Source organism: Oscillibacter hominis, assembly GCF_014334055.1.
In the GTDB taxonomy this organism is placed as follows: domain Bacteria; phylum Bacillota; class Clostridia; order Oscillospirales; family Oscillospiraceae; genus Oscillibacter; species Oscillibacter hominis.
The window spans coordinates 2646481-2661090 of sequence record NZ_CP060490.1; the positions used below are offsets into that span (position 1 = coordinate 2646481).

Consider the following 14610-nt stretch of genomic DNA (forward strand, 5'->3'; position numbering starts at 1 on the left):
AAGGAGAGTTATGAACCACTTTAAAAAAATCCGCACCATGCTTTCGGCCCAGGGCCTGGACGCCCTGCTTCTCACTGAGGAGGCCAACCGCTTTTATGCCTCCGGCTTTCACTCCGCGGGCACCGACGGCGTGGCCCTGGTGACTGTGGACAAGGCCTACTATTTTACCGATTCCCGGTACATCGAGTCCGCCGTGCGGCAGGTGGAGGGGGCTGAGGTCAGGCTGATGGGCCGGGGCCGCAGCTACAGCGACCTCATCGGCGAGGTGATTGCCGGCCATAACATCCGCCGGATGGGGTTTGACGATGCGTATATGACCGTGGCGGATTGGCGTTTTTACCGGGAAAAGCTCTCCTGCGAGCTGGTGGCGGCCACTCAATTGCTGCTGGAGCTGCGCAGGGTGAAGGACGAGGCGGAGATCGACGCCATCACCGGCGCCCAGCGGATCACCGAGCGGGCCTACGCCCAGATTGTGGAGGAAATCCGCTCCGGTGTCAGCGAACAGGAGATCGCCGCGCGGCTCCAGTACCTGATGCTGCACTTCGGCGCGGAGAAAATGTCCTTTGACCCAATCGTGGTCTCCGGCCCCAACGGATCGCTGCCCCACGGCGTGCCCACGGAACGCCGGATCGGCGAGGGGGAGTTTGTCACAATGGACTTTGGCTGCATCTATGAAGGGTACTGCTCCGACATGACCCGCACGGTGGCGGTGGGCTATGCCACCGGCGAGATGCAGAAGGTGTACCAGACGGTGCTTGAGGCCCAGCGGGCGGGAATCGCCGCGGCCAGGGCCGGCATTACCGGGGCGGAGGTGGACGGCGCCGCCCGCCGGGTCATCTCCGAGGCGGGCTACGGCGAGTACTTTGGCCACAGCTTTGGCCACGGCGTGGGCGTGGAAATCCATGAATCCCCCAACGCCTCCCCCGGCGCAAAGGCACCCCTGCCCGCCGGCGCGGTGATCTCGGCGGAGCCGGGCATCTACCTGCCCGGGAAAATGGGGGTGCGGATCGAGGACCTCCTGGTGCTGACGGAGGACGGCTGCCGGGACCTGACCCGCGCGCCCAAGGAGCTGACCATCCTGTAACCGTATGCGGCGCGGCCCAAACCAGGGCCGCGCCGCCGCATTGGCGGCGAAAAGGATAAAGGGAGGCATAGGGGAGGGAAAACAGAAGGTTTTTTCTTCAAAAGCGGCAGAATTTGTTGACAAGGCGGGCATTTGGCCCCATAATCGGAGTGCATCTTTCAAAAAGGGAGAAGAACGATGGATACCATATATATTACGGGACACCGCAACCCGGACACGGACTCCGTTGTATCGGCCATGGCCTATGCGGCGCTGAAAAACGCCCTGGGCAGCCGGGAGTACCAGGCCGCCTGCCTCGGCCGGCTCAGCGACGAGACCCAGGCCGTGCTGGACCGGTTCGGCTTCCGCCCCCCCAAACTGATTGAAAACGTCCGCACCCAAGTGCGGGACCTGGACTACGACACGCCCCCCACCCTCAGCGCCGGTGTCACCATCAGCCGGGCCTGGCACACCATCCACGGCGACGACAGCATCTCCGCCATCCCGGTGGCCAACGAGGACGGGACGCTCTACGGCATGCTCTCCGCCGGGGACATCGCCGCCTACGACATGTCCTCCGTCCGCAACCCCTATGTGAGCGACGTGCCGGTATACAATCTGCTGTCCGTCATCGAGGGCCGGATTTTAAATGAGGGGAACAACACCGTGGACACGGTCTCCGGCGAGGTGACCATCGCCCTGCCCACCAGCCGCCGCAACCTCCTCTTTTCCAGCAGGGACAGCATTGTGGTCTGCGGCGAGCAGCCCGAGATGATCCGCCACGCCCTCAAGGTGGGCGTGGGATGTGTCATCGTCTGCCAGGCGGAGCTGGACGAGGAGCTTTTGAAGCTCCCGGGCAACACCTGCATCATCTCCACCCCCTTCGACGCCTACCGCACGGTGCGGCTGATCTGCCACTCCCTGCCGGTGAGCCGGGTTTGCAAGCGGGAGGAGCTGGTCTGCTTCCATTTGGACGACTACATTGACGATGTGCGCGAGGCGGTGCTGCAAAGCCGCTTCCGCTCCTACCCCATCCTGGATGAAAACGAGAAAGTGGTGGGCACGCTGTCCCGCTTCCACCTGCTGCGCCCCCGCCGCAAGCGGGTGGTGCTGGTGGACCACAACGAGGCGGCCCAGTCGGTGCGGGGCCTGGATCAGGCTGAGATTCTGGAGATCATCGACCACCACCGCCTGGCGGACATCCAGACGGCCAACCCTATTTTCGTCCGCAACGAGCCGGTGGGCAGCACCACCACCATCATTGCCGGGATGTACCAGGACAAAGGGCTGATGCCCACGGAGAAGATGGCCGGTCTGATGGCCTCCGCCATTGTCTCCGACACGGTGATGTTCAAGTCCCCCACCTGCACCCAGCGGGACGTTGAGGTGGCCCAGCGTCTGGCGCGCATTGCCAGCGTGTCGCTGGAGGAGCTGGGCAAGCAGATATTCTCCGCCAGCAGCGGCGACGACAAGTCCGCCGAGGAGATGCTCAAGACCGACTTCAAGGAGTTCCACATCGCCGGCCACTACTTGGGCGTCAGCCAGATCACCTGCCTGGACTCCAAGCATGTCCTCGAGCGTAAGGACGAGTTTTTGAAGGTGATGGCGGACCTCAAATCCCACCGCCGCTACGACATGCTGCTGCTGATGCTGACCGACGTGCTGCGGGAGGGGTCCCAGATCCTGTTCTTAGGCGACGAGCAGACCATTGAGCAGGCGTTTAACAGTAAACCCACGGGCAATACCGTGTTTTTGTCCCGGGTCATGTCCCGGAAAAAGCAGGTCATTCCCGCCCTGTCCGCCCTGTGGGGCTAAAAGAGTCAAAAAAGAAAGGCCGCGCCTTCAGGCGCGGCCTTTCTTTTACACATCCCTGTGGGGATAAAGGCGGACGGAGAGGAAGATGGAGACGACGTTGACAACCACCGCGGCGATGGGCGCCGCGATGCCGGCCAGCTGCAGCACCGGCGCCGCCGACGATGTGCCCGCAACCTCAAGAATGGAGAGAGAGCCGGTGGCAATGGCCACGATGATGATGATGTAGAACATCCGGCCCCGCTCCACACCGAAGCGGAACATGGGCGGCAGAGTCAGGGCCATCAGCATTGTGGCAGTGGACAGGGCCACCAGGGCGATCAGCGGGGAACCGCCGCCGTCGGCAACGCCCAGGGCAATGAAAATGACCTTGGCCGCAACTGCCACCAGGGCCACGCCCCCGCAGCAGAGATAGCCCAACATGTATTTGGACAGCACGATGTCCCAGGTGGAGTAGGGCAGCATGGCGGACAGGCGGTCCCATTTGCACCGCTCGTCGTAGGCCATGGTGGAATAGGGCAGCATGCTGGCGTAGACCACGGCGAACAGAGAGGTGGAGCTGTTGGGCAGGGCGGCGAAAACCACCATGGCCACCAGGAAAAAGCGCAGCTGCTTAGAAAGTACGTAAAAGTCTTTTTTCAAAAGAGCTTTCATTGAACCTGCTCCCCCTTTACCAAAAACAATATGATCTCTTCGATGCCGGCCTTCTCCACGGGAATGGCGGAGGAGACCAGGTCCCGGCGCACCAGGGTCTTGGTGCCGTATTTGCCCTTCTGGCGTCCCGCCACCGCTTCCTCCGGCAGCTCCAGCTCGCCCTGGACAATGCCGTAGGTCTCAAGAAGCCGGTCCTTTTCCTCGCAGAGCAGCAGCTTTCCCTGGTGGAGAAAGGCGATGTAGTCGCAGATCTTCTCCAAATCGCTGATGATATGGGAGGAAATCAGGATGGAGTGATCCTCCTCCCGGGTGAATTCCGCGAAGAGGTCTAAAATCTCGTCCCTGACAATGGGGTCCAGGCCGCTGGTGGCCTCGTCCAGGATCAAAAGCCTGGGGTGGTGGGAGAGGGCCACGGCGATGGCCAGCTTCATGGTCATGCCGCGGGAGAAGTCCTTGAAGGCTTTTTTCTCCGGCAGCTCAAAGCGCTGGATGTACTGGAAGTAAAGGGCTTCATCCCAGCGCCGGTAGGTGTCCTTCATAATGGTGTTGACCTGCCGGACGGTGATGAGTTCGGGGAAGTGGGCCTCGTCCAGCACCACGCCGATGTCATCCTTCACCGACAGAAACTCACGGCTGCGGTTGTCTACGCCCAGCACCTGGATTTCGCCGCTGTCCCGTGCCAATGCATTCATAATGAGGCGGATGGTGGTGGATTTGCCCGCGCCGTTTTCCCCGATCAATCCCATGATGGTGCCGGCGGGCAGGTCCAGCGACACGTCCTGCAGTGCGAAGCCCTTAAAGGTGCGGCTGACGCCCCGCAGCTCCAAAGCGTTTTCCATGATTAGTCCTCCTTCAGTAGGATCCGGAGCATCTCTTCTAACTCCGAATGGTTGAGATTGCATGCGGCGGCCAGCTCCACTGCCCGTTGCAGGCAGGATTCGATCTGCTTGAGGTGCTCCTCCCGGATCAGCTCCGTATTCCGTTCCGCCACAAAGCTGCCCTTGCCGGCAACGGTGTACAAAAACCCCTCGTTCTCCAGTTCATCATAGGCCCGCTTGGTGGTAATGACGGAAATACGCAGGTCCTTTGCCAAGGACCGGATGGAGGGCAGCGCCTCGCCGGGGGTGAGATCGCCGGAGATGATGTTGGCTTTGATCTGGGTGTAAATCTGATCGTAAATGGGCTGGCCGGAGGCATTGCTGATGTAAAGCTTCAACTGGACGCCTCCTTTGTTTTACTGTTCATATACAGTATACACAGTATGAACAGAATGTCAAGTTGTTTGCAAAAAAAATCCGCGGCCATTTTTGGCCGCGGAAAGGTAGAAGCGCTTGTCAGCGGGAGGAACCGCTTGTCAGCCGGAGCACGTCCTCCTTGCCGCCGCACAGCAGCAGGTGCTCCTGGGCGGTAAAGGGCCGGTCGGCGTTGGTGATGGGGGTGACGCGTCCGTTTTCCCTGACGCCGATGACGTTGACGCTGTGGCGGCTGCGGATGTCCAGGTCCTTCAGGGTCTTGCCCACCCAGGAGGAGGGAACCTCCAGCTCAAAGAGCGCGTATTCCTCCGAGAGCTCAATATAGTCGAAGGCATGGGCCACGCTGAAGCGGACGGCGGCCCGCTTGGCCATGTCCCGTTCCGGGTAGACCACCTCGTCCGCGCCGATCTTGCGCAGGAATTTTGCGTGGATGTCCCGGTTGGCCTTGGCCACCACATACGGCGCGCCCAGGTCCTTAAGCAAAGAGGTGATCTCCAGGGAGGACTGAAAATCGTCGGAGATGCAGACGAAGCACACGTCGAAATTCCGCACACCCAACGAGCGGAGGATGGACTCGTCCATACAGTCCCCGATTTGGGCCCGGGTGACCAGCGGGGCGATCTGCTCGATGACGGCGTCGTCCTTGTCCACCACCAGGACTTCGTTGCCAAGCTCTGTAAGCTTGAGGGCCAGATTGCTGCCGAAGCGGCCCAGGCCGATGACCAGCATGGAACGCATTGTATCAGCTCCTTCCATTAACCGATGATGATTTTTTCCACAGGGTTGCGCAGCCGCCGCTCCTGCCGCTCGGTGATGGTCATGAAGACCGTCAGGCTGCCGATCCGCCCGGCGAACATCAGCAGGATCAGCACCAGCCGGGAAGCGGGGGCCAGCATCCGGGTGATGCCGGTGGAGAGTCCGACGGTGCCGATGGCGGAAAAGCATTCGAAGAGGATGGAGTGGATGGGCAGGTTCTGGCCCAGGGAGACCAGAAAACAGCCTGTGACTGCAAGAAACAGGTACCATGTCACAGAGCAGAAGGCCTTTTTCACCTGGAGGGGGTCCACCCGCCGGTCCAGCAGGTCCGTGTCGGAGGAGCCCCGCATGTGGGCTGCCACCGCGCAGCCCAGTACCACAAAGGTGGTGACCTTGATGCCGCCGCCGGTAGAGCCGGGCGCCGCACCGATGAACATGAAGAGCACCGTCAGCAGGAACCCGCTTGGGGAGAGGGCATCCATGTCCACCGTGTTGAATCCGGCGGTGCGGGGAGAGATGGAGAGAAAAAGGGCGCGCAGCAGCTGCTGGCCGAAGGGGAGGCCCGCAAGAACGCCCCGGCGCTCCGTCAGATAGAAGAGGAGCGTGCCGAACAGGATCAGCACGGCGGTGGTCAGCAGGACCACCCGGGCGTGAAAGGAGTACCTGCGCACCCGAAGCCCGTGCTGCAGGATGTCCTCCCAGACGATGAAGCCGATGCCGCCGATGACGATGAGGGCGCAGACGGTCAGGTTCACCACCGCGTCGCCGGCAAAGGGGGAAAGGGAGGCATAGGGGGAAAACCGGCCCATCAGGTCAAAGCCCGCGTTGCAAAAGGCGGAGACGGAGTGGAAGAGCGCGTACCAGAGCCCCTGGGCCGGGCCGAAGGCCGGGACAAACCGGGTCATCAGCAAAAGCGTGCCCAACAGCTCCACCAAAAAGGTGCCGTAGAGTACATGCTTCACCAGCCGCACCACGCCGCTCAGCTGCTGGGAGCTCAGGGCCTCCATCAGGAAGGCGCGCTCCTTCAGGCCGATCCGCCGTCGGAGGATCAGCGGGAAAAACAGCGCCAGGGACATAAAGCCCAGCCCGCCCACCTGGATGAGCAGGAGAATCACAGCCTGGCCCAGAGAGGTGAACTGGGTCCAGGTGTCGAAGACCACCAAGCCTGTGACGCAGGTGGCGGAGGCGGCGGTGAACAGCGCGTCGAAAAAGGGAATCCCCGTTCCGCTGCGGCTGCAAACGGGCAGCATCAGGATCAGGGCGCCAAGCAGGATGATGGCGGCAAAGCCCAGTGACAGCGTTCGGGTGGCGGTGAACTTCAGTTTTCTGTGCAGTGGAATCCCTCCTTACAGCGGATGAGAGATGAGGATAGCATGCGCCGTTTTTCAAAAAAGAAACCGCTCAGCCCTCCAGGGCGCGGAACCCCTCGCCGTGGACCTCCGCCGCGTTGACCACGAACAAAAAGGCGTGGGGATCGGTCTGCTTGATCAGCCGCAGGGTCTGGGCCAGGGCGCTGCGGCGGGTAACGGTCATCAGGACAGTCTTGTCCTGGCCGCTGTAGCCGCCCTTGGCGGGAACCACGGTCACTCCCCGGTCCAACTGGGCGTTGAGGGCCGCGGTCATGGTGGCACCCATGTCCGTAATAATATAGACGACCTTGGCGAAGTTCACACCCTCCATCACGCTGTCGATGACCTTGGAGCACACAAAAATGGTGACGCCGGAATAGAGGGCCACCTCCAGGTCCCTGAAGATCAGCACGGCGAACACCACCACGGAGGCGTCGATGCACATCATCAGCATGCCCAGGGGCAGATTGGGGAATTTCTTCTGCAGCATCAGCGTGAGAAGGTCCGTCCCGCCGGAACTGAGGCCCCGCAGGAAGAGGGCCCCTATGCCGCCGCCGATCATTGCGCCGCCCAATACTGCCGACAGAAGCATATTATTGGTATAGACCGGCAGCAGCGGCGTGAGCACGTCGATGAACACGGAGCAGAGCACCGTAGCCACCAGTGTTTTGGCAAGGGGCTTCCAGCCTAACACAATCACTCCGGCGACGACCAGCGGCGCGTTCAAAATGAGGGCCAGCACGCCGATGGACAGCGGCAGCAGCTGGGCCAGGGCGGTGGCCAGGCCGGAGACGCCGCCGGGTGCTATGTTGTTGGGGATGGTGAATATGACAAGTCCGGCATCCAACAGCATAGAGCCGCCTAAGATCGCCGCAGTATCATATACAGCCTGACGCGTTTTTTCATTCATTTCTGACCACTCCTTCTATAGTATGCCCGGGCGGCGGCCCGGCTGTGGAGAAAAGCCGCGGATTGACAGGGTACGGCCGGCCTTCTATAATGAAGAGACAAAATAAAGGAGGAAACTCGATGAAAACGCTTTCCGCAGCGGATATCGGCCATGTTGACCAAAACGCGCCGGCAAAGGTGCCCGGCTATATTCTGATCCCCGGCGACCCCAATCGGGTAGAGCGGATGGCCGCCCAGTGGGACGAGGGGGCGGAGGTCTTTACCCTGGCCCGGCAGCAGAAGGGCGCCCACGGTACCTACCACGGCGTGCCCATCGGCGCTTACTCCACCGGCATGGGAGGGCCCAGCACGGAGCTTGCCATGATGGACCTCTTCCGCTGGGGCGCCCACACGCTGATCCGCGTGGGGACCACCGGCGCCATCCAGGAGGGCATCCAGGTGGGCGACATCATCATCAACGACTCCAACGTCCGGCTGGACGGGGCCGCCAACCTCTACGTCCGGGATGAGTACCCCGCCTCCGCCTCTTATGAAGTGGTGCTGGCCCTGATTCAGGCTTGTGAAAACCTGGGCCTTCGCTACCATGTGGGCACCGGCTGCACCAGCGGATCATTCTATGCCGGCCAGTGCCGCCCGGCGTACAACGGCTTCTACCCCTCCTGGTGCGACAGCATGTTTGCGGACATGCGCGCCGCCGGGGTGCTGAACTTTGAGATGGAGGGCGCCACCGTCACTACCCTCAGCCGCCTGTTCGGCAAGCGCTCGGGCATGTGCGCCACGGTGGTCTCCCACCGCCTCACCGGCGAGTGGAAGGAGGATCCGGAGGCAGAGAAGTCCGCCTGCCTTGCCGGGGCCGAGGCGGTCCGCATCCTGACGGAGTGGGACCGGGCCAAGGCGGAGTCCGGGAAGCGCTACTATTTTCCCGGTTTAACGAAATGATGTGAAAAAGCAGCCGCCCGAGGGCGGCTGCTTTTGTTACAGGGCTTCTATGATCTTCTTCACATAAGCGCTGAATTTTGGCGCCGCAGCCATGGCGGCCGCCTCAACCTCTTCGGAGCTGAGCCGCTGGGGAAGGACGCCGGCCGCCATGTTGGTGACCACCGACATGGCCAGCAGCGGCATGGAGCAGTGGGCGGCGGTCAGCGCCTCGGTGACGGTGGACATGCCCACCACATCGCCGCCCAAAAGGCGCACCGCCCGGATCTCCGCCGGCGTTTCAAACTGAGGGCCGGTGTAGAAGAAGTAGACGCCCTCGTGAACGGTAAGGCCGGAGCCCTCGGCACAGCGCAGGGCCAGCTGCCGCAGTTCCGGGGTGTACATCTCGGAGGTGTCGAAAAACCGGGGCCCGAACTCATCCAGATTGGGTCCCCGCAGTGGGCTTGCCCCGGTGAATTTGATGTGGTCTTTCAAAAGCATGATGTCGCCGGGCTTGTAGCCGGTGTTGACGGCCCCGGCGGCGTTGGTGAGGATGGTGGTTTTGGCGCCAAGGAGCTTGAACACCCGGACCGGCAGCGCCAACTGCTCAAAGGCGTAGCCCTCATAGGAGTGGAAGCGGCCCGACATGCAGACCACCCGCTTTCCGGCCACGGTTCCAAAAATCAGCTTTCCGGCGTGGCCTGGGGCGGTGGAGCGGAGGAAGTGGGGGATGTCAGCATACTCCACACAGGCGCTGTGTTCGATCTCCTGGGCGAAAGGCCCCAAGGAGGTGCCCAGAATCAAGGCAACCTCCGGCGCGAAGGCGATCTTTTCTTTTAAAAACGCTGCAATCTCCTGGTACTCCCCGTAGGTATAGGGCATCTTTGCCTCGCCTCCTCAAGCTTGCGGCCATTGCCGGAAGAAATTGAATTCACTTTAACATAAAAGGAGTGGTTCTGTCAATGCGCCCCCCTTTAATAAGGTACCGCGGCCGCCTGCTGCCGGCCAACTGTATGAACCGCTGTGTTACAGTTATGTTACAAGTGGGTGAAATCGCTTTACAAACAAAAATGATTCCTGTAAGATACGACGTGAACAGAGGGGAAACCGACCCGTGGGCCCGGCACAGATACAGGACCGGCATGCCACGGTATGTGTGCCGTGTCAAAGATGGGGCGGCGATCCGGATGTTCTAAAATGCCGGTAAACCGGTAAATTTTAAAGGAGGAAATCCCATGAAGAAGTTCCTTTCTCTGGCACTTGCTCTGGTGATGGCTCTGTCCCTGTTCACCGTTGCAAGCGCTGCGGAGTACAGCGACCTCACCGATAAGGATGAGATCACCTACTCCGAGGCTGTTGCCGTGCTGAACAAGCTTGGCATCATCTCCGGCTATGAAGACGGTTCCTTCAAGCCCACCACCGCTCTGAACCGCGCCCAGGCTGCCAAGATTATGTGCGGCCTGCTGCTGACCCAGGCTACGGCTGACAAGCTGACCGTCAGCGCCGCTCCTTTCAAGGATGTGTCCGCTGACTACTGGGCCGCCGCCTACATCTCCTACTGCAAGAACGCCGGTATCCTGGACGGCTACAGCGATGGCACCTTCCGTCCCACCGCTACCCTGACCGGCTATCAGTTCGTGAAGATGCTGCTGACCGCTCTGGGCTACAACTCTCAGACCGAGAAGTTCGTCGGCTCCGGCTGGACCCTGAACGTTGCCCGTGTCTCCAACGGCATCGGCCTGACCAATGGCAACAGCGAGTTCGGCGGCAACAGCGAGGTCACCCGTGAAGAGGCCTGCCTGTATGCTCTGAACATGCTGAAGGCCACTGAGGTCACCTATGACGGCACCACTGTTTCCGTCAACACCGGCGACGCTCAGGTCACCGTTGGTTCCCAGAAGGCCTACAAGGTCGAGAATCTGGGTGATTCCGACGGCAACATCAAGAAGGATAAGTACATGCAGTTTGCTGAGGAGCACTTCGGCGCTCTGAAGCTGACCAGCACCGCTGCTTCCGATGACTTCGGCCGTCCCGCCAACTCCTGGAGCTATCGCAACGTGACCTTCGGCACCTATGGCAAGCAGCCCACCTTCTCCTACACTGCGGCCGCTTCCGGCTCTACCGACAGCGCCAAGGTGAAGAACATGGGCCTGAGCGATTACACCGTGAACGATGCCCTTACTGGCGATGGCGATAATGCCGGTCTCCAGATGAAGGTTACCGTGAATGGTAAGACCACCACTGATACCTATGCAAGCAATACTGCTGCCCTGACCGCTATTGCTAAGCTGACCGGCAACGGCACCAAGGTTGAGATCTACACCGATGAGGATACTGCTGATCTGATCACCGCCGTTGTGGTTGTCAAGACTGAGATTGCCAAGATCGACCGCATCAGCACTTCCGCTAAGACTGTCACTCTGGTCAGCAAGGCCACCGATCCCACCTCTTTGGTTAAGGTGGACGAGGACAATGCTTACTACAAGAGCCTGTCCGGCATGAAGGCCGGCGACTATGTTCTGGTTGTGCCCGTTCTGAACGACGACGGCAAGTATGAGGTTTACTCCGCTGTTGCCGCCACCTCCGATAAGGGCGCTCTGTCCCGCGTTGCCTACAACAGCTCCAGCGTTGTCAATGGCGTTACCGTCAACGGCACTGCTTACAAGCTGTCTGCCACTGCCGCTCCCATTAAGACTGATGAAGAGGATATCAAGGGCGCGTTTGGCGGTTTGAACTCCAGCAGCATCAATGCCAACAAGGACTGCGTGGTCTATCTGGATTCCTATGGCTATGCCATCTACATCGACGATGTGTCCGCTTCCACCAACCTGATCCTGGTTGCCGACGTCTATCAGACCTTGGTTGACGGAAAGATGGTCAACATGGTTCAGGGTTACGACATGTCCGGTAATGCCATCTCTCTGAACGCCGGTACTACGGATCAGGGTGCTAAGGCTCAGACCGTGATGATCTACACCACGGACGGAGCCCCCAACATTGCCGAGTATAAGCTGACTACTGAGGGTATCAAAGACACCTCGAAAGATACTTATGTGATTGATAGCACGGCCGCCATTGCTTCCAGCGACGTGAGATTTGGGGGCGTTCTGTATGCTTCCGATGTTCAGTTCATCTATGTGACCGAGAAGACCGACGGCACCATTGAGAAGGTCACTGTGAAGGACGGCGTTCAGAAGGTTTCCAGCGACAAGACCCAGAAGATTGCGGTCGTTGACGGTTCCGGTTCCACCGATAAGGTCACTACTGTGATCGTCCTGGCTGAGGATGTGGACGCTGTCGGCGCTTCCGTGGCTTATGTGTCCGCTATCACCGGCTCCACCAAGCTGGACGGCAAGACCGCTACCATCTACACCCTGTACATTGACGGCGAGAAGGTCGAGGGCGTGATTTCCACCAACGGCGTTTCCAAGAACACCTTCGTGACCTACACCGACAAGGGTGACAACGTTTATACCCTGAATACCTATGAGGCTGATGAGAGTGTGAACAAGTCCACTGCTGTTGCCGTCAGCACTACGCTGAATAAGAGCGACATCACCGATAACAGAATCATCGCCTTCTCCACGCTGACCGATATGAATGCTGCCAACGTCGAGGTCATTGACCTGACCACTGGCAACAACTTCGGTTCTCTGGCTGATCTGTCTGATGAGGACAACGGCTTTAACAGCTATCAGGTCTCCATTGTCTACAACGGCAACGAGGACAGCAATGCTTTCAAGACCGTCTCCTACATCTTTGTGGAGAAAGCCAACGACTAATCTGACTTCAGATTAGCACCCAGCACAACCCCAAAAGCACCCCGGACGAAAGTCCGGGGTGCTTTTTCGCCCTTTTTCGACAATTGGATTGTCAGCGCCCTTCCGGATGCGCTATAATAGCCGGAAAACGGCGAGTTCCATAACCGGCTCTTCTTGCGCGTCCTGACGCCGCGCCGGAAAGGGCGGATTTCCCGGGAGGAGAGAACCCAAGTGATGAATCACCGCTTCAACGCCATCTATGCACGCCAGTCCGTGGACAAGAAGGACAGCATCTCCATCGAGAGCCAGATCGAGTTCTGCCGGTTCGAGCTGCAGGGTGACTCCTGCCGCGAGTACGTGGACCGGGGCTACTCCGGCAAAAACACCGACCGCCCCAACTTCCAGGAGCTGATCGGCGACATCAAACGGGGCCTGATCTCCAAGGTGGTGGTCTACAAGCTGGACCGGATCAGCCGCTCCATCCTGGACTTTTCCAACATGATGGAGCTTTTTCAGGAGCACAACGTGGAGTTCGTCTCCTCCACGGAGAAGTTCGACACCTCCACGCCAATGGGCCGGGCCATGCTGAACATCTGCATCGTCTTCGCCCAGCTGGAGCGGGAGACCATTCAGAAGCGCATCACCGACGCCTACTACTCCCGGGGACAGAAGGGCTTCCGCATGGGCGGCAAGCCGCCCTACGGCTTCCACGCCGAGCCCATAGTCTTAGACGGCATCCACACAAAAAAGCTGGTGGTCAACCCGGAGGAGGCCGGCCACGTCCGCACGATGTTTGAGCTCTACGCCCAGCCCCAGGTCTCCTACGGCGATATCACCCGGCAGTTCACCTGCTCCGGCATCCTCTTCCACGGCAAGGAGCTCAGCCGGGCCACCCTGGCCCAGATGCTGCGAAACCCGGTTTACGTCCGGGCGGACCAGGCCATCTACGACTTCTTTCAGTCCCAGGGCGCCGTGCTCGTCAATGACCCGGAGGAGTTTGCGGGCGTCAACGGCTGCTATCTCTACCAGGGCCGGGAGGCCAAGGGGAATAAGCTGCGCGACCTCAACGGCCAGCTCCTGGTCCTGGCGCCCCACGCGGGCTTTGTCCCGGCGGAGCTGTGGCTCAAGTGCCGCAAAAAGCTGATGAACAACATGAAGATTCAGTCCGCCAGGAAGGCAACTCACACCTGGCTGGCCGGAAAGATCAAGTGCGGCAACTGCGGCTACGCCCTGACCAGCGTCACCGGGAGGACCGGGGTGCAGTATCTGCGTTGCACCAAGCGGCTGGACAACAAGAGCTGCGTGGGCTGCGGAAAAATCAGGACCGCTGAGCTGGAGCAGCGGATTTTTCAGGAGATGGCGGAAAAGGTGCGGCTGATCCAGCGGGAGGGACAGGCCTCCGGGGCAGGCAATCCCCGCATGGCCGCGCTGCAATCGGAGCGGATCCGGGTGGAGCAGGAGATCGAACGGCTGGTGGACGCCCTGGCCCAGGCCAACTCCGTGCTGCTCTCCTATGTAAACGCCCGCGTGGCGGAGCTGGACGGCCGCCGCCAGGAACTGTCCCGGGAGATCAGCCAGCTGAACGCCGAGGCGGTCGCGCCGGAGACAGTGGAAGAATTGGCCCGACAGTTGGGCGCATGGGAAGACGTGGACTTTGGCGACAAGCGCATGACGGTTGACCTGTTGATCTCCTCCATCCGCGCCACCAGCGAAACACTATGCATTGACTGGAAAATCTGAAGATTAACATACGAAGAACTCCCTGATGTCAGGGAGTTCTTTTTGTATAGGGAGGATTCACCCACTTGTAACATAACTGTAACACAGCGATTCATACAGTTGGCCGGCAGCAGGGATCCAAAAAATACAGTGGAAACCATCTGTTTGACAATGGCAGCAAGAATGACTTCTCCGGAATGTCCATTGACGAGCAGCCTATCTGCCTTTGCCCTGATATCTTATATTAGGTATGTTGTAGTTTACGGAGTGAAGACGTTTTTTCAAGCCACCGATGTGTCATTATCGTTGAGATGACCGGGGCCCGGGGTATAAGTTGTCGAATGAACGCACCGATACGACCTGTTGTACTTTGTCTGTAAAGGTAAAAGACTTTACAAACAAAAATGATTCCTGTAAGA

At 59.9% G+C, this 14610-nt stretch carries 12 protein-coding genes; 5 read left to right on the forward strand and 7 right to left on the reverse strand.

Going from position 1 to position 14610, the window contains the following annotated elements:
• The first annotated feature begins 10 nt into the window (after nt 1-10).
• Together H8790_RS12975 and H8790_RS12980 are read left to right on the forward strand one after the other, a co-directional pair.
• Nucleotides 11-1084, forward strand: coding sequence for a M24 family metallopeptidase (locus H8790_RS12975; RefSeq protein WP_187332934.1), 1074 nt, complete (start codon nt 11-13; stop codon nt 1082-1084).
• A gap of 177 nt (nt 1085-1261) precedes the next feature.
• Nucleotides 1262-2878, forward strand: coding sequence for a putative manganese-dependent inorganic diphosphatase (locus H8790_RS12980; protein WP_187332935.1), 1617 nt, complete (start codon nt 1262-1264; stop codon nt 2876-2878).
• A gap of 45 nt (nt 2879-2923) precedes the next feature.
• Here the strand turns inward: H8790_RS12980 and H8790_RS12985 are convergent, their stop codons facing one another.
• From H8790_RS12985 to H8790_RS13010, 6 genes are all read right to left on the reverse strand, one after another.
• Nucleotides 2924-3529: an ABC-2 transporter permease gene (locus H8790_RS12985; RefSeq protein ID WP_187332936.1), complete on the reverse strand. Its 606-nt coding sequence runs from the start codon at nt 3527-3529 to the stop codon at nt 2924-2926.
• A complete protein-coding gene (locus H8790_RS12990; RefSeq protein ID WP_187332937.1) occupies nt 3526-4368 on the reverse strand; it encodes an ABC transporter ATP-binding protein in 843 nt (280 codons plus the stop codon). The genes H8790_RS12985 and H8790_RS12990 overlap by 4 nt, the downstream gene beginning before the upstream one ends.
• Before the next feature lie 2 nt (nt 4369-4370).
• Entirely contained in the window at nt 4371-4745 is a 375-nt protein-coding gene (locus tag H8790_RS12995) for a GntR family transcriptional regulator (protein WP_187332938.1), read from the reverse strand.
• Between the two features lie 118 nt (nt 4746-4863).
• Complete coding sequence (locus H8790_RS13000) at nt 4864-5520, reverse strand: potassium channel family protein (protein ID WP_187332939.1); 657 nt, start codon at nt 5518-5520, stop codon at nt 4864-4866.
• Between the two features lie 17 nt (nt 5521-5537).
• Complete coding sequence (locus H8790_RS13005) at nt 5538-6788, reverse strand: TrkH family potassium uptake protein (protein WP_187332940.1); 1251 nt, start codon at nt 6786-6788, stop codon at nt 5538-5540.
• A gap of 151 nt (nt 6789-6939) precedes the next feature.
• Nucleotides 6940-7797: a YitT family protein gene (locus tag H8790_RS13010; RefSeq protein ID WP_187332941.1), complete on the reverse strand. Its 858-nt coding sequence runs from the start codon at nt 7795-7797 to the stop codon at nt 6940-6942.
• 119 nt (nt 7798-7916) lie between these two features.
• Between H8790_RS13010 and H8790_RS13015 the strand changes: the two genes are divergently transcribed.
• On the forward strand, nt 7917-8735 hold the full coding sequence (locus H8790_RS13015) for a nucleoside phosphorylase (protein ID WP_187332942.1): 819 nt from the start codon (nt 7917-7919) through the stop codon (nt 8733-8735).
• A gap of 36 nt (nt 8736-8771) precedes the next feature.
• On the opposite strand, the gene H8790_RS13020 is transcribed toward H8790_RS13015, so the two are convergent.
• Nucleotides 8772-9593, reverse strand: a complete 822-nt coding sequence (locus H8790_RS13020; RefSeq protein ID WP_187332943.1) for a purine-nucleoside phosphorylase — start codon at nt 9591-9593, stop codon at nt 8772-8774.
• A 353-nt stretch (nt 9594-9946) separates the two neighbouring features.
• Between H8790_RS13020 and H8790_RS13025 the strand changes: the two genes are divergently transcribed.
• Both H8790_RS13025 and H8790_RS13030 read left to right on the forward strand, forming a co-directional pair.
• The gene (locus tag H8790_RS13025) at nt 9947-12493 is read left to right on the forward strand and encodes an S-layer homology domain-containing protein (protein ID WP_187332944.1); all 2547 of its coding nucleotides are present in this window, start codon (nt 9947-9949) and stop codon (nt 12491-12493) included.
• 213 nt (nt 12494-12706) lie between these two features.
• Complete coding sequence (locus H8790_RS13030; protein ID WP_187334314.1) at nt 12707-14212, forward strand: recombinase family protein; 1506 nt, start codon at nt 12707-12709, stop codon at nt 14210-14212.
• The last annotated feature ends 398 nt before the right edge of the window (nt 14213-14610 follow it).